The organism is Aquisalimonas sp. APHAB1-3 (assembly GCF_048323695.1).
GTDB lineage: Bacteria > Pseudomonadota > Gammaproteobacteria > Nitrococcales > Aquisalimonadaceae > Aquisalimonas.
In genome coordinates this window covers 157003-177182 of record NZ_JBLWFT010000002.1, presented here as the reverse complement: position 1 = coordinate 177182, position 20180 = coordinate 157003, and the positions used below count along the sequence as shown (strand labels likewise).

Annotated in this window: 19 protein-coding genes; 11 read left to right on the top strand and 8 right to left on the bottom strand. The window is 66.0% G+C overall.

What is annotated here, in order from left to right:
• A complete protein-coding gene (locus tag ACNSTU_RS06040) occupies window positions 1-768 on the bottom strand; it encodes a DUF3108 domain-containing protein (protein WP_290630302.1) in 768 nt (255 codons plus the stop codon).
• An 86-nt stretch (window positions 769-854) separates the two neighbouring features.
• The gene (locus tag ACNSTU_RS06035; RefSeq protein ID WP_290630300.1) at window positions 855-1436 is read right to left on the bottom strand and encodes a YajG family lipoprotein; all 582 of its coding nucleotides are present in this window, start codon (window positions 1434-1436) and stop codon (window positions 855-857) included.
• A 117-nt stretch (window positions 1437-1553) separates the two neighbouring features.
• Between ACNSTU_RS06035 and ACNSTU_RS06030 the strand changes: the two genes are divergently transcribed.
• The 3 genes from ACNSTU_RS06030 to ACNSTU_RS06020 all read left to right on the top strand — a co-directional run bounded on the left by ACNSTU_RS06030 (window position 1554) and on the right by ACNSTU_RS06020 (window position 6452).
• Window positions 1554-2069, top strand: coding sequence for a shikimate kinase (locus tag ACNSTU_RS06030; protein WP_290630298.1), 516 nt, complete (start codon window positions 1554-1556; stop codon window positions 2067-2069).
• 32 nt (window positions 2070-2101) lie between these two features.
• Complete coding sequence (locus ACNSTU_RS06025) at window positions 2102-4225, top strand: HDOD domain-containing protein (protein WP_290630296.1); 2124 nt, start codon at window positions 2102-2104, stop codon at window positions 4223-4225.
• Window positions 4226-4310: 85 nt separating this feature from the next.
• Window positions 4311-6452 carry a putative bifunctional diguanylate cyclase/phosphodiesterase gene (locus ACNSTU_RS06020; protein WP_290630294.1) on the top strand — a complete coding sequence of 714 codons (2142 nt, stop codon included), beginning with the start codon at window positions 4311-4313 and terminating at the stop codon, window positions 6450-6452.
• A 13-nt stretch (window positions 6453-6465) separates the two neighbouring features.
• Here the strand turns inward: ACNSTU_RS06020 and ACNSTU_RS06015 are convergent, their stop codons facing one another.
• Entirely contained in the window at window positions 6466-7911 is a 1446-nt protein-coding gene (locus ACNSTU_RS06015) for a DUF4139 domain-containing protein (protein WP_290636769.1), read from the bottom strand.
• A gap of 85 nt (window positions 7912-7996) precedes the next feature.
• Window positions 7997-8416 carry a protease complex subunit PrcB family protein gene (locus tag ACNSTU_RS06010; RefSeq protein ID WP_290630290.1) on the bottom strand — a complete coding sequence of 140 codons (420 nt, stop codon included), beginning with the start codon at window positions 8414-8416 and terminating at the stop codon, window positions 7997-7999.
• A gap of 85 nt (window positions 8417-8501) precedes the next feature.
• Between ACNSTU_RS06010 and ACNSTU_RS06005 the strand changes: the two genes are divergently transcribed.
• Window positions 8502-9062, top strand: coding sequence for an ATP-dependent zinc protease (locus ACNSTU_RS06005; protein ID WP_290630288.1), 561 nt, complete (start codon window positions 8502-8504; stop codon window positions 9060-9062).
• Between the two features lie 27 nt (window positions 9063-9089).
• On the opposite strand, the gene ACNSTU_RS06000 is transcribed toward ACNSTU_RS06005, so the two are convergent.
• Complete coding sequence (locus tag ACNSTU_RS06000; protein ID WP_290630286.1) at window positions 9090-9869, bottom strand: zinc-dependent peptidase; 780 nt, start codon at window positions 9867-9869, stop codon at window positions 9090-9092.
• A 128-nt stretch (window positions 9870-9997) separates the two neighbouring features.
• Between ACNSTU_RS06000 and ACNSTU_RS05995 the strand changes: the two genes are divergently transcribed.
• Complete coding sequence (locus tag ACNSTU_RS05995; protein ID WP_290630284.1) at window positions 9998-11206, top strand: TraB/GumN family protein; 1209 nt, start codon at window positions 9998-10000, stop codon at window positions 11204-11206.
• A gap of 22 nt (window positions 11207-11228) precedes the next feature.
• Here the strand turns inward: ACNSTU_RS05995 and ACNSTU_RS05990 are convergent, their stop codons facing one another.
• Window positions 11229-12809, bottom strand: coding sequence for a peptide chain release factor 3 (locus tag ACNSTU_RS05990; RefSeq protein WP_290630282.1), 1581 nt, complete (start codon window positions 12807-12809; stop codon window positions 11229-11231).
• A 121-nt stretch (window positions 12810-12930) separates the two neighbouring features.
• Between ACNSTU_RS05990 and ACNSTU_RS05985 the strand changes: the two genes are divergently transcribed.
• Genes ACNSTU_RS05985 through ACNSTU_RS05975 form a run of 3 tightly spaced genes read left to right on the top strand, consistent with a single transcriptional unit; the run spans window position 12931 to window position 14484 of the window.
• Complete coding sequence (locus tag ACNSTU_RS05985; RefSeq protein WP_290630280.1) at window positions 12931-13404, top strand: TspO/MBR family protein; 474 nt, start codon at window positions 12931-12933, stop codon at window positions 13402-13404.
• A gap of 7 nt (window positions 13405-13411) precedes the next feature.
• Window positions 13412-13879 carry a YcgN family cysteine cluster protein gene (locus ACNSTU_RS05980; RefSeq protein WP_290630319.1) on the top strand — a complete coding sequence of 156 codons (468 nt, stop codon included), beginning with the start codon at window positions 13412-13414 and terminating at the stop codon, window positions 13877-13879.
• On the top strand, window positions 13876-14484 hold the full coding sequence (locus ACNSTU_RS05975; RefSeq protein ID WP_418212171.1) for a DUF938 domain-containing protein: 609 nt from the start codon (window positions 13876-13878) through the stop codon (window positions 14482-14484). The genes ACNSTU_RS05980 and ACNSTU_RS05975 overlap by 4 nt, the downstream gene beginning before the upstream one ends.
• 13 nt (window positions 14485-14497) lie before the next feature.
• Here the strand turns inward: ACNSTU_RS05975 and ACNSTU_RS05970 are convergent, their stop codons facing one another.
• Together ACNSTU_RS05970 and ACNSTU_RS05965 are read right to left on the bottom strand one after the other, a co-directional pair.
• Window positions 14498-15910 carry a sigma-54-dependent transcriptional regulator gene (locus tag ACNSTU_RS05970; protein ID WP_290630278.1) on the bottom strand — a complete coding sequence of 471 codons (1413 nt, stop codon included), beginning with the start codon at window positions 15908-15910 and terminating at the stop codon, window positions 14498-14500.
• Window positions 15903-17432, bottom strand: coding sequence for an ATP-binding protein (locus ACNSTU_RS05965; protein ID WP_290630276.1), 1530 nt, complete (start codon window positions 17430-17432; stop codon window positions 15903-15905). The genes ACNSTU_RS05970 and ACNSTU_RS05965 overlap by 8 nt, the downstream gene beginning before the upstream one ends.
• Window positions 17433-17626: 194 nt before the next feature.
• Between ACNSTU_RS05965 and ACNSTU_RS05960 the strand changes: the two genes are divergently transcribed.
• The 3 genes from ACNSTU_RS05960 to fabB all read left to right on the top strand — a co-directional run bounded on the left by ACNSTU_RS05960 (window position 17627) and on the right by fabB (window position 20147).
• A complete protein-coding gene (locus ACNSTU_RS05960; RefSeq protein WP_290630274.1) occupies window positions 17627-18037 on the top strand; it encodes a DUF4168 domain-containing protein in 411 nt (136 codons plus the stop codon).
• Between the two features lie 212 nt (window positions 18038-18249).
• On the top strand, window positions 18250-18792 hold the full coding sequence (gene fabA / locus ACNSTU_RS05955; RefSeq protein ID WP_290630271.1) for a bifunctional 3-hydroxydecanoyl-ACP dehydratase/trans-2-decenoyl-ACP isomerase: 543 nt from the start codon (window positions 18250-18252) through the stop codon (window positions 18790-18792).
• Window positions 18793-18926: 134 nt separating this feature from the next.
• On the top strand, window positions 18927-20147 hold the full coding sequence (gene fabB, locus ACNSTU_RS05950) for a beta-ketoacyl-ACP synthase I (protein WP_290630269.1): 1221 nt from the start codon (window positions 18927-18929) through the stop codon (window positions 20145-20147).
• The last annotated feature ends 33 nt before the right edge of the window (window positions 20148-20180 follow it).

Here is a 20180-nt window from a genome sequence, read left to right as displayed (position 1 = left end):
TCACTGATCGGGACGATGGACCCGCGGCTGCTCCAGAATCTCGGTGAGGGTCGCCGTGTAGCTCTCGCCTCCCCGGCGTTCCTGGCGCACGACCAGAGGGATGTACTCCAGTTCCGGGGCAAACCACATTTCCGTGGTCCGGCGCTCCGACCCTCCCACACGCTGCACCTTGACGGTCTCGAACGTGCCGGCCTCAATCTCCAGCGTCTCGGTGCCGACGACCTCGAAGCGGTACACGTCCTCCTCGCCGTCGCCCTCCACCACACTGAAGTCCATGGCCGTCTCGCCGGCGCGCACCGCCAGCATGAGCCGGAGCTGGGAGAGAAGTTCGTCCATCACTTCGCCGTCGACATGGGATTCCCACGCGTCATCGCCACGGCTGGTCACCCGGCCGGAGGCGGGATTGAAGAACAGCCGCACGTACTCGTCGTTATCACCACGGGCGCGCTGACGGTAGGAGTAGTCGCGCGGCTGCAGCCCGCCGTTGCCGTCCAGGCGGAAGCGGGTGAACTCATTGATCCGGCCGCGCAGCAGCAGGTCGGCAATCCCGACGGTGCGCCCCTCGGAGCGGAACTCGCAGGCGGCGCCATCGCAGCTCAGCGTCCGCGTCAGGCGCGCCGCCCGGGTATTGTTGCGCCGGAGTTCGTAATCGGCGCTGAACTCCGGAATACCGTCGGCGCCGGACTCCACCGGCTCGTCCGCCACCCCCCCTGCAACGGGGGACAGTGCCAGCGCCAGCGCCATCGTCACGACCGCTCGCATGCCCATGCACGTCTCCTTGGTAAAGGCTGACCTAACGGTCAGCCTCCATTTGACGCCCCGGGCCGGCCAGGGTTCCCGATCAAGACCGCCGGTCACTCTTCGTCGGTCAGGAAATCCAGCAGATCAACGGTAACGAGACGCTCCAGTGCCCGCGCGATGACGCCATCGAGGTAGCGTGCGTTGTCGTCGGCGTCCGGGCGGTGAGTGACCTGGTCACTGCCTCGGGCAGTGGTGCGCCCGGTCACGCGACTGCCGTCGCGGTGGGCCTCGGAGCGCAGTTCCACCCGCGTTTCCACATCGCGCGGGACTGCGGCCGAGACATTGTGCTCAACATCAATGATCTGGACCTTGAGGCGCCGCGGCGCTTCGTCGCTCCAGTCCACGACCGTGAAGCCGTTGCGCTCCAGCGCTTTCTCCAGCGCATCCATCACCACGTGACGCAGCTCCACGGCGCTGGTGAGTTCGCCAGGTTCGCGATCACGGTTCTCCAGATAGCCCAGCACCCTGTCGTCGCGCTGATCCTCGACACGCACGGCCACTTGGTGACCATCGCCGATACTGCTCTCGGGCACCTCCGCCTGGGGACCGAGCCGCAGTTGTTGCGAGGTCTGCGCGCAGCCCGCCAGAACCAGCGCGGCCGCAATCACTCCAATGAACAGCAGTTTCCTTGTCATGGCTGTCTCCCATTGCTTCATTCTTGTCGTCGAGCAGCGTTAAGCCGCACGTTATACTACCGCCGCAGGTCATCATAGGCTGCGACAGCACACGATACGGCCAACGGGTTCTCCCTTATGGACACCCACAACCTCATCCTCATCGGCATGCCCGGCAGCGGCAAAAGCACTGTCGGCCGGGTGCTGGCTCACGCCCTCGACATGGCCTTCGTGGATACGGATGCGCTGGTGGAGCAACGGCGCGGCGTCACCCTGCAGGCGATCGTCGACACGGAAGGCCCGGAGGGCGTACTGCGCGCCGAGGCGGAAGAGGCTCTCAAGCTGGACTGCCGGAATACGGTCATCGCCACCGGGGGCTCCATGGTCTACAGCGAAACCGCCATGTGCGCCCTGGAGCGGCTCGGCCCGGTCATCTGGCTGGATCTTCCGCTGGAGACCCTGAAAGAACGGGTGGGTAGCGGGGACCAACGAGGCCTCGCAATGCGCCCGGACCAGGGCCTCGCCGACCTGGCAGCGGAGCGCCTGCCGCTGTATGAGCGCCATGCCACCCTCCGCATCGACTGCGACGGTCTCTCGCCCCAGGAGATCAGTGCAGCGATAGTTGCCAGACTTTCCGCACAAACGGGGACTTGACGGCACTGGACGATTGTCCAACAGTAGCACCCATGACGAATGGGTCAGCCGAGGCGCTGCGGCGCGCACGGCTCAACGAACTGCCCAGCCCTCCCGACCTGCTGTTGCCTTTGTTGCGACTCTGCGGGGACGATGAGGCTGTGCCTGCCGATGCATGCAGAACCATCGGCCGCGACAGCATCCTCAGCGCCCGCCTGTTAGCGGCGGCATCGGCGCCGGTGTTCGCGCGGCGCATCCGCCCCACCTCCCTGGACACCGCAGTCCACGCCCTGGGGATGGACACGGTGCAGAGCCTCGCCCTGGCCGCTACCGTGCAGCAGTTCTTCGGCGCGGTCGCTGGCCGGCAGCACCGGTGGCTACCCAGGGTCTGGGAGCAGGCGCTCGCCTGTGCGACGGTAGCCAGACAGCTGGCCGAGTACACCGGCAGCACCCGCCCCGCGGAAGCCTATCTCGCCGGCCTGCTGCACAATGTCGGGCAACTGGTTCTAGCCCATCAACTGCCCGAGGACTACCCCGGCGTACTGGAAACCGCGGCCCAGGGCAATCACCACCTGCCCACCCTGGAGCATGCGCATTTCGGCATCGACCACGTGGCGCTTGGCGCCGAACTGCTGGAGCGCTGGGGCCTGCCGGCGCTGCTGGTGGATGCAGTCCGTTATCAGCAGGAGGCACCGGAGAGTCTGGTTGACGCCCACGGACTGGTGCGCACAACGGCCGTGGCACGGCCAATGGCAGCGTGCGGCCATGAGCCCGACGCCACCGTGCGCCACAGCGCCGGCCACCTCTTCGACCTGGGTCCGTCAGCCTGCCTGCGTGTCATGGCCAATGCCGCCGCCGAGCGCGAGTGCCTGTCCTCCGCTTTGGAAACCGGTCACGGCGGCGAGCCCCCCGTGGCCGCCGCGACGGGTCGCGACAGCGCCATCGGCCAGGAGCTGCGGCAGACGGCCCTGATCGGGGACGCGCGCCGCCATCTATACGGCCGCAACCCGATCAACGGCATCGCCCGTTACGTGGCACTGCTGTTCGGAATCAACCACCTGATCTGCCTGCAGCGCAGCCCCGATGGCACCATGTTGCAGGTGCGCGCCCCGCACGGCGCCGACCAGCGGCTTACGGAGCTGACGCTGCCGTTGGATCGCGAACGCAGTTTCCTGGCTCGGAGCCTGGTCGATAACCATCCGATCCATACTCTGGACCCCGAGGCGCGGGACGCGCTCACGATTGCGGACCGCCAGTTGTGCGGGCAGATGCCCTCCGATGGCGTGCTCTGCCTGCCCATGCGCCCCTCGGGCGAAGCCATCGGCATCCTGGTGCTGGGTATCCGTTACGACCAGATCTCCGCACTGCTGGATGAATCACCGCTATTCCTGGCCTTCGCCAGCGAGGCGGGCCGGGCGCTTCTGGTCGAGGAGCAGCGCGTGCGGCAGCAGCAGGAGCATCAGGCGGACGAGACGGCGGGCTCGTTCCTCCGTCAGGAGGAGCTGGTGCAAGCGGCGGCGGACCCGCTGTCCATCATGCAGAATTACCTCTCGGTGCTGGAGTCCCAGCTCGAACCGGACCATCCCGCCCACCCCAGCGTGCTCACCCTGAGCGAGGAAGCAGGACGACTCGCCTCGCTCCTGCGCGGGGCTGACACATCGGCCACGGCCGACACCACGACGCGAGGGGTCAATGACCTCATCCGCGCGGTGATGCGACTTGCCGAGAGAGCCGGTGCCCTGCCCGATACGGTCCGCCCCGAGGTCAGCCTGGACCGGAGCCTGGATGACCCGGCGGCACCCGTGCCCGGGGTGATGCGACAGGTCCTGCTGAACCTTCTGCGCACCATGGGCGAACACCTGCGCAGTAACGACACCATCAGCGTACGTACCTCCGGTTTTGTACATATGGCCGGAGAACGCTACATTGAGGTGCTGCTGGAAGATAGTGGACCGGGTTTTCCTGAATCCCTGCGCCAGCAACTGGATTCCGGGCCGCGCCAGACCACGGGCTCGCCGGAAGCGGAGCGGCTCAACGTCGCCGGATCACTCATGCGCGATATCGGGGGCGTCATGACCTGCCGGTCGGGGCCCGGGGAAGGGGCACGCATTCAGCTGCTGATCCCCGCGGCGCAAGGCGCTCCGGAGACGACCCGGCACGGGCCAGTGGCAGGATGAACAACCAAGAATAAACGCCCTTCCGGCCGGTGCGGGCCAAGGGAGGGGAGCCGCGCGCCGCGGGTCGGCCGCCAGGAGTCATTCGATGGCGATGCAACGAACGACGGAACGGATTCTGGCCGTGGATTCCCATCCACGCATGCTTGCCAGTCTCGAGGCCCTTGCGGCATCCCGCTCCCTGCCCCTGGACACGGCGGCGACCCTCACGGAAGCACGCGAACGCCTGCAGGAGGGCCGCTACGGCGTGGTTCTGCTGGACCCGGTCTTCCCCGAGGGGGACGGGTTCGCACTGATTCGGGAGCAGCGCGAGCAGCAGGACGACATGGACGTGGTGGTACTCACCGCCGACACGTCCGGCTCGGCACCGGTGCAGGCGCTGCGCAACGGCGTATCCGACTTTCTGCGCAAACCCTGCAGCCCGGACGAGCTGCTTCTGACGGTCCAGAATACCCTCGAGCGGCGCCGACTGAGCCAGCAGAACCGCGCCATCAGCAACCGCCTGCGCCGCTCGGAACAGCTCTACGCCTTCATCGTCGACAGCTCCCCGGATCTGATCTACGTTCTCGACGATCAGGGCCATTTCACCTTCATCAACGACACCGCTCAGCGGCTACTCGGCTATCAGCCGGAAATGCTCCTGGGCCGCCATTTCAGTCAGCTGGTGGTTACGGAGGATCGCGCCCTGGCACGCTGCGCATTCAACGAGCGGCGTACGGGCGAACGGGCCACGCGCGGCCTCGAGCTCCGCCTGCAACGCGCCAACGGCGGCGATGCGGTACACGTGGACCTCACCGCCATGGGCATGTACGGGGATGGCGACAACGGCCCCGCCGGGCAGTTTCTCGGCACCTACGGCGTCGCCCGCGACGTTACCGAGCGCAAGCACGCCGAGGCCATCATCCGGCACCAGGCCTACCACGACATGCTCACGGGGTTGCCCAACCGCGCGCTATTTCAGGACCGGCTGCGCCAGAGCCTGTCCCAGGCCCGACGCTCGGGGGACGCGCTGGCCGTGCTGTTCCTGGATCTCGACCGCTTCAAGATGGTCAACGACAGCCTTGGCCACTCGTTCGGCGACCGCCTGCTGGAGCGGGTTGCCCGGCGCCTGCGCGGCTGTCTCCGCGAGGGGGATACCCTGGCACGCATGGGCGGCGACGAGTTCACGGTACTGCTGCCGACTCTGGAACGGAGCAGCTCGGCCGCCACCGTGGCGGAGAAGTGCTTCGCCGCGCTCGAGGCCCCCTTCGAGCTGGACGATCAGGAAATCTATCTCGGCGTCAGCATCGGCATCGCCGTCTACCCGGAGCACGGCGAGAGCATGGAAGGCCTGATCAAACACGCGGATGCGGCCATGTATCACGCCAAGACCCAGGAGGCCGCCCGCTACGCCTTCTACGACCCCAATATGGGCAACAAGGCCGATCACTACCTGACCATGGAAACGGGGCTGCGACGGGCCCTGGGCAATAGCGAACTGCAGGTGCTCTACCAGCCCCAGGTGGACGTCCGGTCGGGGCGGATCGCGGGCGTCGAGGCGCTGCTGCGATGGCAGCACCCGGAGCGCGGGCTCATCCCGCCCATGGATTTCATTCCCGTCGCAGAGCAAACGGGCCTCATCGTCCCCATCAGCCTGTGGATGCTGCGGGAGGCCTGCCTCGAAGTCATGTCCTGGCAGGGGCCGGACAGCGACCTGCGCCTGGCGGTCAACCTCTCCAGCATGCACGTGGAACAGACGGACTTCGTGGACGGTATTCTGGACGTGCTCCTGGAGACCCGCTTCCCCCCGGAGCGACTGGAGCTGGAAATCACCGAACACGTGCTGATGCGCAACCTGGACGCGGTCATCGAGAAGCTGCGGGACCTGAGCGGGCGCGGCATTACCGTCGCCATCGACGACTTCGGCACCGGCTACTCATCGCTGAGCTATCTGCAGCGGCTGCCCATCCACACGCTGAAGATCGATCAGTCTTTCATCCAGGGCCTGCACCAGCCCGCCGACGAGACCACACTGGTGAACACCATCATCGCCATGGCGCAGGGGCTTGGCCTGCAGGTCGTTGCGGAGGGAGTGGAAACCGGGGATCAGCTCCGCTCGCTGCGCAACATGCAGTGTCACCACATGCAGGGCTTTCTCTTCAGCGTGCCGTTGAGGGGGCCGGAAACGGCCGACCTCATTGCCCAGTGGGACGACCAGACCTCCATGGTGGTGCTCGCCGCCAGCGGCTGAAACCCGGCGAGCGTCAGCGCCGAATCTCGACCCGGTACTCCAGCACCGCCTCTTCTTCCGCGGGCACGTCCAGCTCCCACCGCGCCTGCCCCGCATCCGGCCGATAATGCCCCGCCGACTCATGCAGCATGGTCCACTCGCCAGGCAGGGTCTCCTCGACAATGATGCGCCGCTCGCTATCGCTGGCATTGCGCAGCGTGACCCGCCAGGCCTGCTCCTCCGTGCTCCCATCCAGGCGGCGGTAGTCGGTCTGGCGTCGCTCGGCGGTGAGATCGAAGGCGGTGCCGGGCCGCAGCTCCGCGCGCTCCCCCTCCGGCGTCGGGCCCAGTGACTCATCACCAGCGTACACGGCGTTGCCATCATCGTCGCGCTGATAGACGCGAACCGTGCCAGCGGGCAGCGGCCGTCCCAGAGCCGGCTCCCGGTTTTCGAACGCCATGTGAATGGCCACCGGCCGACGCTGCGTCCGCCCCTGAGCACCGAGCGGCACACTACTGCGCACACGGTACTCGCGCTCCACCGGAACGCTGTCCACCTGCAGAAACCGGAGCTGGCGGCGATCGTCGGCCTTCAGTGTCACCGGGCCCTCCAGCCGGAAGCGCTGCTGGTCGGCAACCGCTTCCGCATCGTCACCGATGGCGTCACCGGCGGCCCGCGTTGCCAGGGTCTCGAGCCGCGGCCGCTGCACGTCGGACGCGCCCGCCACCAGGTGGACGTCTGCGCCCCGAAAATCCACATCGGTGTCATTACGCAGCGTCGCCCAGGCGTGGAGGGCCATGGTGTCGGCCTCGGGCGCGATGGTCAGCACGTAGTCCAGGCGCCAGGTCAGGCCGTCGGCCAGATAACCGAGATCCAGCCACTGACGCCCCGGCATGTCCGACGACAGATCGAGTTGCAGGACCGGCGCCTCGGCCAGGCCGGAGGGCAGGGCGTCCAGGACGATCCGCCAGGGGTTGCCCTCGTCGAGCAGCTCAACCCCGTCGTCAAGCTCCACCACCGGCGTCCCACCGCTGGCGGTCAGCAGCCGTCCGCCCCGGGTCTCGCCGTCGTCATGGATCAGCCGCACTGTCTCCCCGACCGCGGCCTCCAGCACGGCATCCCGGGAGAGCACGCGGTCATGCAAACGCACCTCGTGCACATCGACGCCACCCTCACCGATCACCTGCAGTGTCTGGGGCTGCATGGTCGCCGGGACGTCGTGCCAGTCGAGCACAACCCGCCCGCGCTGCATTCCGAACTCCCGCCGCTCGGCAATTTGCGCGATACCGCGCTGGTACAGGGTCAGGGTCAGCGCCGACACATCATCCGCGTGGGTGCTCACGGCCTCATCACCGCCAAGCTCCTGGATGTCCAGCACCTGCTGGCGGGGCGCCGCCGGCTCGGCCTGCACGATCTCGGCACCGAGGTGAGACACCGGCAACAACAGCAGCACGAGGGTTAAGGACGGTTTCAGGGTCATGGAATGCAAAGGCACCTCCTTATGTGATGTCGGGGCAAACCGCCCTGGGCGATTCCGGCCGGCCCGACAACAGCCGCCCGCCTGTTCACTCGTCACGCTCCGGAACCTCCAGCGAAGCAAGCACGCCGCCCTCGCGCTGGCGCAGCTCAACAACTGCGGCGTCACGCGGTATACCCAGCACCAAGCACGGACGCGTAAGCGCCTGGGTAACCAGTTCATCATCGCCCGGCGCCTGCAGACGCAGGTAGACAATGACCGTATCCCCATCAACGGTGGTCTCGTCGAGATTGACACCGTACCCCCCCGTGGGCCGCTCACCCTGACTGATCAGCAGCAATGCCCGATCAGCCTTGTGCTCGAGGTCGAGGCCCTCCAGCGCGCCGGGCTCGATCCAGCGCGCACCGGTTTCGAGATCACCACATCGATTACCCTGTCCCAGGACCTCCACCGCCGCCGGTTCACGATCGCTCTGGGTGGAGAGACAGCCCTGAAGCGCAACCACCACCAGGGCGGCGACAAGTTGACCTGAACGCCTGGTCTTGCAAGACTTCCACACGCGACGTTCAGGTCGGTCAGCTGGAGTGCCTTTCATGCCGCAAATCCCTTCGCTTCGCTCCGCATTGGTCGCGTTGTCCCTGCTTACTTTGGCCGTCTCATCGGTCCATGCCAAGACTATTTTCGGCTGGATCGAGCGCGTCAAACTGCTGGAGGGTGATGTCACCGTCGAAGCCAAGCTCGACACCGGTGCGGACAATTCGTCCATCAACGCCCCAGACCCGGAGGCGTTCGAAAAGGACGGAGAGGACTGGGTCCGTTTCACGATCACCAGCGCCGATGATGTAGAACATACCATCGAGCGGCCGGTGGAGCGCATGGCGCGCATTCGCAGCGCATCCGGCACCAGTGAGCGCTACGTGGTCAAGATGAACGTCTGCCTGGGAGACATCCAGCGAGAGGTGGAGGTAAACCTCGCCGACCGAGACGGACTGAGCTACGAGATGCTCATCGGCCGCAGTTTCATGGCGGAGCACGTACTGGTGGACTCGGGGCCCAAACACACCCGCGACCCCGCCTGCTCCGAGGCGGACGCCGCCGAAGAAAGCACGGACGATGACGCCGGTGACGACGCCAACAACGGCAACGACAACTGACCGCGCATCCCCGCCCGCGCCGGCGCTTCAGCCGCCATCGCCCGGCAACCGGGCACAGGGATCCTGCCGGAAATAGCGGCTGAGCTGGCGGTAAACGGCGGGCATCGCCTCCCGCAACGCCACCGGACGCTCGAAGAACGACTCACACGCCACGGCAAAGAATTCGCCCGGGGCTTCTGCCGCGTAGGGATCCAGAACCGTCTCCTGCCCGGCTTCCACGGCCGCGCACAGTGCCTCGTAGGCTTCGGTAAAAGCCGCCGCCCAGTCCCGCGGGGACATGCCCGCCGGCAGGGGCGGCATGCCGTTGGCGTCGCCGTTGCTCATGTCCAGCTTGTGGCAGAATTCATGAATCACGACATTGTAGCCGTCCAACTCCAGGGATCGCTCTACGTCATCCCACGAGAGCACCACGGGCCCCCCCTCCCAGGCTTCCCCAGCAAGCGGGCTCGCCTCCTCGTGCGCAAGGCCGTGTTCATCGGTGTAACTGTGGCGCGCGATGAAGCCGGCGGGGTAGACCAGCACGGTGCGCCAACCGCGGTACACCTGCAGGCCGAGGTTGAGCACCGGCAGGCAGGCCAGGGCGGCCAGCCCGGCACGCATGGGCTGATCCAGCTCCAGCCCGTTCAGCGGCATCACATCCTTCTGGTGGAGAAACAGCGATGCGTGCTCCCGCAGGCGCTCGCGCTCGGCACGATCAAGCCCGGAGAATACCGGCAGCGCGTCCATGAGGTCTGTCCACAGCGCCAGCTCAATGCCCGCGCTCTGCAGGATGCGCCCCCGGCGCCAGCGGCGGAAGCGTTCGAGCATGCTCATCTCCTGATACCGGTTCCACGGCAGCGTACACTCCCGTGTAGCCCCTGTCGCACAACGGCGACTCCCTTGGTCCCGGTGCACCCTTCGTGGATAATCAGCGCTCCACGACACAAGGGGCCATCATGACCGCAGCAACCGAATCCGGCGGCCCGCGCCGGGAGGTCACCACAGGAGACAGCCAGTACACGCTTCTGGGGACGGCCCACGTCTCCCAGGCCAGCGCCGACGAGGTCGCCGAACTGATCCGCTCGGGCGACTTCGACGCGGTGGCCATCGAACTGTGCCAGACCCGCTACCAGAGCCTGGCCAATCCGAACAGCATGGCGCAGATGGACCTGTTCCAGGTCATCCGCGAAGGCAAGGCCGGCATGGTTGCGGCCAGTCTTGCCCTGGGAGCCTACCAGCAGCGCATCGCCGAGCAGTCCGGCATCCAGCCCGGGGCGGAGATGCGCGCCGCCATCGAGGAGGCAAAAGCGGCCGGAATCCCGATCATGCTGGTGGACCGGGACATCGGCACGACGTTGCGCCGCGTCTATCACAGCGTGCCGTGGTGGCAGCGCTTCGGCCTCCTCTCGGGCCTCATGGCCAGCCTGGTTTCCCGTCAGAATATCAGCGCCGAGGAGATCGAGCGTCTCAAGGAAGGCGACGTACTGGAATCGACGTTCGCGGAGTTCGCCGAACGCTCGGAGCGCCTCTACCGCCCCTTGATCGCGGAGCGCGACAGCTACATGGCGCTGCGACTGCGGGAGGAGAACCACGAGGGGCAATACCGCAACGTGCTGGTGGTCATCGGCGCCGGCCACCTGAAGGGGCTGGCCAACCACCTGGAGTCACCGCCACCGGCAGACCCGACCCGGGAGCGGGAGATCCTTGACACCGTGCCGCGCAAGACCCGCTGGCCCAAGGCGATACCCTGGGTCGTGGTGGTGCTGATTCTCTCCGGGTTCGCCATCGGCTTCAGCCGCAATCCGCAGCTCGGCGCACAGCTGGTGGGCGAGTGGTTTCTGATCAACGGGGTCCTCTCCGCGGCGGCGACCGCAATCGCCTGGGCGCATCCGCTGACCATTCTCGGCACCTTCTTCGCGGCTCCACTGACGTCACTGAACCCCACCATCGGCGCCGGCTTTGTCGCCGCCGGCATCGAGATGACCCTGCGCAAACCGACAGTGGGTGATTTCGCCACCCTGCGCCATGACGTCTCGGCGCTCAAGGGCTGGTGGCGGAACCGCGTCTCGCGGACGCTGCTGGTCTTCCTGCTGGCAACGTTCGGTTCGGCAGCGGGCACCTACATCGCCGGGTTCCGAATCTTCGAGCAGCTGATTTCGGCGTAGCCCGCCCCCGCGGGGGCGGGCCTCAGTGCTCGCGGGTGGCGTCGAAGGCGACATCCGGCCAGCGCTCCTGGGTGAGTTCCAGATTCACGCGCGTCGGCGCCAGATAGGTCAGGTTTCCGGCCACGTCCTCGGCAAGATTATCGGCGGCCTTGCGGCGAAACTCCGCCAGCATGCCGGGATCGTCACACCGTACCCAGCGGGCGGTGTTGACGTTCACCGGCTCGAACACGGCATCCACGCCGTACTCGGCCTTGAGTCGGTGGGCCACCACGTCGAACTGCAGCACCCCCACGGCGCCAACGATCAGTTCGTTGGTGTTCAGTGGCCGGAACAGCTGCGAGGCGCCCTCTTCACAGAGCTGCTCGACGCCCTTCTGCAGCGCCTTCATGCGCATGGGGTCCTTGAGTACCACACGCCGGAAGAGCTCCGGGGCGAAGTTCGGGATGCCCGTGAACTTGAGCGTCTCGCCCTGGGTGAACGTGTCGCCGATCTGGATGGTGCCGTGATTGTGCAGGCCGATGATGTCGCCCGGCAGGGCGTCCTGAGCCTGTTCCCGGTCACCCGCCATGAACGTGATGGCGGATGGCACCTTGATGTCCTTGCCGATACGCACGTGGCGCAGCTTCATGCCGGCCTGGAACCGCCCGGAACACACTCGCATGAAGGCCACGCGATCACGGTGATTCGGGTCCATGTTCGCCTGGATCTTGAATACGAAACCGGTGAGTTTGTCCTCGTCCGGGGTCACCTCGCGCTCCCGGGCGTCCCGCGGCTGCGGCTCCGGCGCATAGCTGATGAAGTCGTCCAGGAACTCGCGGATGCCGAAGTTGTTGATCGCCGAACCGAAGAACACCGGCGTCAGCTCGCCGCGCAGGAACGCGGCCTTGTCAAAGGCGTTGCTGGCCCCGCGAATGAGCTCGATTTCCTCCCGGAGCGCATCGGCCTCGTCGCCGAAAAGCTCATCCAGGCGCGGATTGTCCAGCCCCTGGATCACCTCCCCCTCCTGGATTCGCCCGCCGTGGGTGGGACTGAAGAGGTGAATCGATTCATTGTAGAGGTGATAGACTCCCCGAAACGCCTTGCCCATGCCAATAGGCCAGGTCACCGGCGCGCAGCGGATCTTCAACACGTCCTCGACCTCGTCGAGCAGCTCCATGGGATCGCGGCCTTCGCGGTCAAGTTTGTTGACGAAGGTCATGATGGGGGTATCGCGCAGACGGCATACGTCCATCAGCTTGATGGTCCGCTCTTCGACACCCTTGGCGGCGTCGATCACCATGAGGGCGGAGTCCACCGCGGTGAGCACGCGGTAGGTGTCTTCGGAGAAGTCGGCGTGACCCGGGGTGTCGAGCAGGTTGATGGTGGCGTCGCGGTAGGGGAACTGCATCACCGACGAGGTCACGGAGATGCCCCGTTCCTGCTCCATCTGCATCCAGTCGGAGGTGGCGTGGGCATCCGCCTTGCGGCCCTTGACGGTGCCGGCTACCTGGATGGCGCCACCGAACAGCAGCAGCTTCTCCGTCACCGTCGTCTTGCCGGCGTCCGGGTGAGAAATGATAGCGAACGTGCGGCGCTGAGCCACCGCTTCCGGAAGCTTGCTCATGGTTCGGCCCAAGGGTTAACAAATGGCACGGTATTGAGGGAACCGCTGGTGACGCGGGATTATAACGCCCCGACGACACCGCGCCTACAGCGACACCAACGAGGGAGGCCAACGCCCGCCCATGAACCGCATGTCTCTGATCGCCCTGCTCGCATGGCTGTCCCTGTGTTTCCTGGTTGCCACCCTGGCCGCCACCGTGACGGACCCGGGCACCTGGTATGCGCAACTGGAGAAGCCGGCCTGGACGCCGCCGGATTGGCTGTTCGCCCCGGTGTGGACGGTGCTCTACACGGTCATGGGCATCGCCGCCTGGATGATCTGGGAGGCCCGCCACAGCGCCAGTGGCAGCAGTGCCGCGCTCGTGCTGTTCGTGGTGCAGCTCGGACTGAACGGCCTTTGGTCGTGGCTGTTCTTTGGCCAGCATGCGATTCTGCCGGCGTTCATCGACATCCTGCTGTTGTGGACGGCGCTGGTGGCCACCGTGATTGCGTTCTGGCGCATCCGCCCCGTGGCTGGCGCCCTGCTGCTGCCGTACCTGGTGTGGGTCACTTATGCGGTGGCACTGAATGGCGCCATTATGGTGATGAACGCATAGGTCGATGATGAGTCAGCAAACGCGGCCGTTCTGGGAACGCAAGCATCTGGAGGAGATGACCGCCGACGAGTGGGAGTCGCTTTGCGACGGCTGCGGGCGCTGCTGCGCCCACAAGCTCGAGGACGAGGACACCGGCGAGATCTTCTCCACCGACATCGCCTGCCGCCTGCTGGACTGCCACTCCTGCCTGTGCTCCGATTACCCTAGGCGCCGGGCGTTCGTACCCGATTGCCTGCAAATGACCCCGGAGCTGGCGCGAACGGCACCGTGGCTACCGGCGAGCTGTGCCTACCGGCGGGTGGCCGAGGGCCGCGGCCTCGCCTGGTGGCACCACCTGGTCTCGGGTGACCGGAACACGGTGCACCACGCCGGGGTCTCCGTGCGCGGACGCATGGCACGGGAGCAGGATGTCGCCGACACCGAGCTGGAAGACCACATCGTCGACTGGATTCACCAGGAGCCGGAACCGCAATGATGAAGACAGACACCCTGCCCTGGTCCCAAGCGTGCGAGAACAACAAGGGGCCCATTCTGGAAGTCCTGCGCACCTGGATGCCGGCATCCGGCCATGTGCTTGAGATCGGGACGGGGACGGCACAGCATGTGGTCTTCTTCGCGCAGGCCCTGCCGGGGCTGCGCTGGCTGCCCACGGACCGGCCCGGCACCCTGGAAGGGGCGACCGCCCGTATACGGCAGGCCGGAGTGGCCAATGTCGCAACGCCGGAGTCGCTGGACGTGCTCGCCTGGCCGGACGGCATCACCGGGGCCTTCGACGCGGTCTTCTCCGCCAATACGGCCCACATCATGGGGTGGCCGGGGGTGGAAGCGCTGTTTGCGGGGGTTGGTCGGGTGTTGCGGCCGGGCGGCCGGTTCCTGTTGTACGGTCCGTTTGCCTATGGCGGCGAACACACGGCGCCCAGCAACGCCCGCTTCCACGTCACGCTGCAGCAGCAGGATCCGCAGAGCGGCATCCGCGACATGGACGACCTGCTGCCGCTTGCCGGGCGCCACAGGCTCCGGCTGACCGAGGACGTCGCCATGCCCGCAAACAACCGCACCCTGGTGTGGACGCGGGACTGACCAACAGGCGTGCTCAGCCGTTGATGCGCTGGTCGCTCTCTTCGTCCAGCCGCCGGTACAGGGTGCGCCGGCTCACGTTCAGCAGGGCCGCGGCGCGCCGCTTGTTGCCCCCCACCTGCTCCAGCACGTAGGTGATGTAGCGACGCTCGAGTTCGTCCAGCGTGGGCAGGATGGGGCCGTCGAGAAACTGCTCCATGGCGGTGTCCAGACCAGCCTTGTCCACCTGCGGCCGCTGCTGATCCTGCATGCGGCTGGGCAGGTGCTCCACGTCCACCTGGTTGCCGTGACAGAACGTCACCGCCCGCTCGATGGCGTTCTCCAGCTCACGCACGTTACCGGGGAAGCCGTACTGCTTCAGGCAGTTCATGGCCGCCGGCGTAAAGCCCTGGACGTCCTTCTCCAGCTGAACCGCGAAACGCTCCAGGAAGCGGGCGGCGAGCAGTTCCATGTCGTCCTCCCGCTCGCGCAGAGGTGGCACGCGCAGGGTAAACGTCTCCAGCCGGTAGAACAGGTCCTCGCGAAAGTCTCCCGACTCGATCAGCTCTTCCAGGTTGCGATTGGTGGCAGCGACGATGCGCACGTCCACGGTGTGCTCCTTGTTGGCGCCCACCGGGCGGATCACGCCGTCCTGCAGCACCCGCAGCAGCTTGGCCTGCAGTGCCATGGGCATCTCGCCCATCTCGTCCAGGAACAGGGTGCCGCCATCGGCCTGATCGAACAGGCCCTTGTGGGCCCGGGATGCGCCGGTGAACGCACCGGCCTCGTGGCCGAAGAACTCGCTCTCCAGCAACTCCGCCGGCACACCGGCGCAGTTCACCGCCTGGAAGGCCGCACCCGCGCGGCTGCTTTCGGCGTGGATGGCGCGGGCGACGAGCTCTTTGCCGGTCCCGCTCTCACCGGCCACAAGCACCGGGCCAGCGGCGCGGGCGAGCTGGCGAATCTGGTCGAACATGACCTGCATGACACGGCCACGCCCGATCATGCCATGAAAGCTGTCCTGCTCGATCAGCTCCCGGAACCGCTGTACTTCGCCGCGCAGTCGCCGAGTCTCCAGCAGGCGGTTCACCGAGAGCATGAAATGCTCCAGGTCCAGCGGTTTGGTCAGGAACTCGTCGGCGCCATGCTTGAGTGCTTCGACAGCCTGGGAAATGGTGCCGAACGCGGTGATGATCAGAAACGCCGGGCGGGCGTGCAGATTACGCACCTCCTGCAGCAGCGCCATGCCGTCCATGCCCGGCAACCGCAGGTCACTGATGACCACGTCGGGGCTGGCGTGCTGGAGCTGCTTGAGCGCCCGCTCCGCCGAGTCCACGGCGTCCACCTCCATGCCGGCATCTTCCAGTTCGTCCCGCAGAAGTTCGCGCAGACCCGGGTCGTCTTCCACCAGCAGGATCTGCTCCGCCTGTTTCGCCGCCTTGTTACTCATGGTCGCTTCCTTTGATCTGTTCGCTCTCTGGCCGCGCCTCGCGGGAGAGCGTCAGGGTGAACCGGGCGCCCTCGTCGGGGCTGACGCCCACCGCGATGGTGCCGCCATGTTCCGTGATGATGCCGTGGACGACGGCCAGCCCCAGCCCGGTCCCGTCACCCACAGCCTTGGTCGTGAAAAAGGGCTCGAACAGGCGTGGCCGTATCTCCTCGGGAATGCCCGGGCCATTGTCGTCGATGGTGAGCGTCACCGGATCGGCGTTGTCCCAGTCGACGGTGATCTGTCTGGCACCGGCCTGCAGGGCATTGCGCATGAGGTTCACCAGCACCTGTTCAATACGCACGGGATCCACATACAGTTCCGGCCCCGGGGTTTCGCCCCGCACCACGACCGCTGCCCCGTGCTCGCGCAGGCGGTCCTCCAGGGAGGCAAGCGAGGCGCCCACCAGGTCACCGAGCCGGCTCCAGCGGAACTGCCGACTGGACGTACGGGCGAATTCCAGCAGCTGCCGCACGATGTGCTCCATGCGCGTCACCTCGGCACGGATCTGCTCCAGCGAGCGCTCCTGGCGTGAATCGGCGTCGGCGTGGCGCAGCGCCCGTTGTGCCTTGCCATCGATAACGCTCAACGGCGTCCCCAGCTCGTGGGCCACGCCGGCGGCCAGACGGCCTATCGCCGCCAGCTTCTCGGCGTGACGGAGCTCGTCTTCCAGCCGCGTCTGCTCGGAGCGCCGCCGGGCGATCTCCTGTTCCGCCTCTTCCATGCTGTTAAGCATGGTGTTGAATGCCGTACTCAGGGAGCGGACTTCCTTGGGACCTTCCGCCGACGCCCGATGCTCCCGCTCGCCCGCCTCGATCCGCGACATGCTGCCGGCAAGACTTGCAAGATGCCTGCCTATGGCGCCGCGGTGACCAACCAGCAACAGCAGGCTGATCGCCAGCCCCGCAGCCCCCATGAAGGCGAACGCCTGCAGCCGCATGCGGCCAATGTCGTCACGAAAGTCGCTGCCGCGTCGGGTCACCTGCAGCAGCCCACTGATCCGGCCACTGCTGTCCGTCAGTGGCTCGAAGTAAGAGTAGACCTCCTGGCCCTGGATCTGCTCGTAATCGCCGCTGCGTTCACCGTCCGCCGCGCGCTCAGCCAGCTCACGGCTCTCCGGCGTCGGGTTGACTGCGCCCACTGCCGCAACCAGGTCACCCTGCTCGTCGTACACGTACGCGCCGTACACCCGCCCGATACGGAATACCGATTCGAGCGCCTGACGGACGCTGGCGTCCTCTCCCTTCTCCAGGCTGTCGCTGATGGGCAGGCGAATGGCCCGGGCCACCAGCTCCACGTCTTCCTTCATCCGCGTTTCGATGGCCTGCTCCATAGTGCGCAGACCGACGACAGTGACCAGGCTCATGGCGATCAGCAGCGGCAGAAGGACGCGCAGGATCAATGCCCAGCGCAGGCTGTAGCCATGATTCCAGAGGCTGTGAAGGCGCGTGATGGCGCGGCTCAACTTTGTCGCATGTGTCATATGTATACACTATGTGTCACGATGAGGGGTCGCAAGATGGCCTGCAGGAATCCGCCGGGTCCCCGGCCAGCCCGGCGCTCATGACGCGGCCTGACAGGCGATGCAGCGCCGCCTCCCTGGGTGAACCACCCTCCTGGCACGACGCCTGCATCAGTTGGGCCACAAGTCAGTTCAATCGTTCGAGGTTCAAAGTGATGAAAAAGCGTAACAGCATTCGGTTTATGATCCCGCTGATGTCCGGCCTGTTGCTCATGCCGGCCATGTCCGCCCTTGCAATGGACGGCGACGACGCTCAGGCAGAGACCTACGAGCAGGAGCCTGACGGCATGGCCGAGCAGCAGGATTTCGACGACGAGACCCTTGAACGGTTCGCGGACGCCTATGTGGAAGTCGGCGAGATTCATCGTGAGTACTCGGAACGGCTTCAGGGCGCCGAGCAGACCGAAGACGCGCAGCAGCTCCAGCAGGAGGCCAATGACGAAATGGTCGAAGCGATCCAGGAGAGTGGTCTTGAAGTGCAAGAGTACTCCGCGGTCGCAGCGGCGCTGGAGCGCGACCCGGAGATGCGCGAGGAGGTCGTCGGCATGATCGAGGACCGTCAGTAATGCCGGAATCGGCCGCTGGCCGATGAGTCAGATGTTTTCAAGTGGTTGCCCTCCACGCTTGCCCCGTGTTCTTCACGGGGTTTTTTTTGGATAGGCGCCGGAGATGCCAGACTGTCGATCAGTACTCGATCCCGTCTGGCGTATCCCTTACACTTTGCCTTTATCCACGAATACGGCGCGGGCGGACTCCGTGTGCGCCATCCGAGGACCAAATGGCAACGAATCCGCATTACCTGAAGAACGATTCCAGTTTCGCCTACGACGACCTCATCCGCTGCGCGGAAGGGCGCCTGTTCGGCCCGGGCAACCCGCAACTGCCCAAGCCCAACATGCTGATGCTGGATCGCATCGTTCACATCGACGACACCTCCGGGGCTTACGGTAAGGGCCACATCCACGCCGAGCTGGATATCCACCCGGGCCTGTGGTTCTTCGACTGCCATTTTCAGGACGATCCGGTCATGCCCGGCTGTCTCGGCCTGGATGCCATGTGGCAACTGGTGGGGTTTTTCCTCGGCTGGAAAGGCGGGCTTGGCCGCGGCCGTGCGCTGGGGTCCGGGGAAGTGAAGTTTTTCGGTCAGGTGTTGCCTGACGCCAAGCTTGTGACCTATAAGATCGACATGAAACGGGTCATCATGCGCAAACTCACCATGGGCATCGCGGACGCCGAGATGCTGGTGGACAACAAGCCCATCTATAGTGCCACCGACCTCCGCGTGGGGCTGTTCCAGTCGCCGGAGGCGATGGAAGGCTGACATCATGTGGCGGTCCTGTCAGTGGATGCCGGCACCGCGGTGCGGGATCGCGAGAGCAGGGCACCCTCAGACGTCTCATCCCGTGCACTCTGCGAGCACGCTCGCGGCCTGGGCGTAGCGAGGAGCAAATCAGTATGAAACGTGTGGTAATTACAGGTCTTGGCATTGTCTCCTGCCTGGGGAACGACAAGGAATCCGTCACGGCGAGCCTCCGGGAGGGCCGATCCGGTATCCGTTACCGGGACGCCTACGAGGAGATGGGCTTGCGCAGCCGCGTCGCCGGGGTCGTCGATCTGGACCTGGAGGAGCACGTCGACCGCAAGGCACGCCGTTTCATGGGTGACGCCGCTGGCTACGCCTACGTGGCCATGCAGCAGGCCATTGAGGACGCCGGACTGTCTCCGGACCAGGTCTCCAACCCGCGCACGGGCCTGGTGGCCGGTTCGGGAGGCGGGTCCACCGAGAACGTGGTCAAGGCCACCGACATCCTGCGTGAGCGCGGTGTGAAGCGCGTCGGCCCCTACATGGTTCCCAAGGTCATGGGCAGCACCGTATCCGCCTGCCTGGCGACCCCGTTCCGGATCAAGGGGCTGAATTACTCCATCACTTCGGCCTGCGCAACCAGCGCCCACTGCATCGGCACTGCCATGGAACAGATCCAGCTCGGCAAGCAGGACATCGTTTTCGCCGGTGGCGGCGAGGAAGAGCACTGGAGCATGACCATGCTCTTCGACGCCATGGGCGCGCTGTCATCCAAGCGGAATGATACGCCGGAGACCGCCTCGCGCGCCTACGACGCTGACCGCGACGGATTCGTCATCGCGGGCGGCGGTGGCATGCTGGTGGTGGAAGAGCTGGAGCACGCCCTGGCGCGGGGCGCGACCATCTATGCCGAGCTCACCGGGTACGGTGCCACCTCCGACGGCTACGACATGGTCGCTCCGTCCGGGGAAGGGGCCACCCGCTGCATGCAGCAGGCGCTCGCCACCCACGAGGGTGCAGTGGATTACATCAATGCCCACGGCACCAGTACGCCTGCCGGCGATATCACGGAGCTTGGAGCGGTGCGCGATGCCTTCGGTGATGCCATGCCGAAGATCAGCTCCACGAAGTCGCTCACGGGGCATTCCCTCGGCGCTGCCGGTGCGCAGGAGGCCATCTACAGCTTGCTGATGATGCGTGACGACTTCATTGCGGCCTCGGCGAACATCGATACGCTCGACCCCGAAGCCGAGGGCGCGCCGGTGGTGCGCGAACGGGTGGACAACGCCGGCCTGCAGGCCGTGATGTCCAACAGCTTCGGCTTCGGCGGGACTAATAGCTCGCTGATCTTCAAGCGGTACGGCAGCTCCTGACGCGACTCCCGGGGCGCACCGGCACCAGCATCA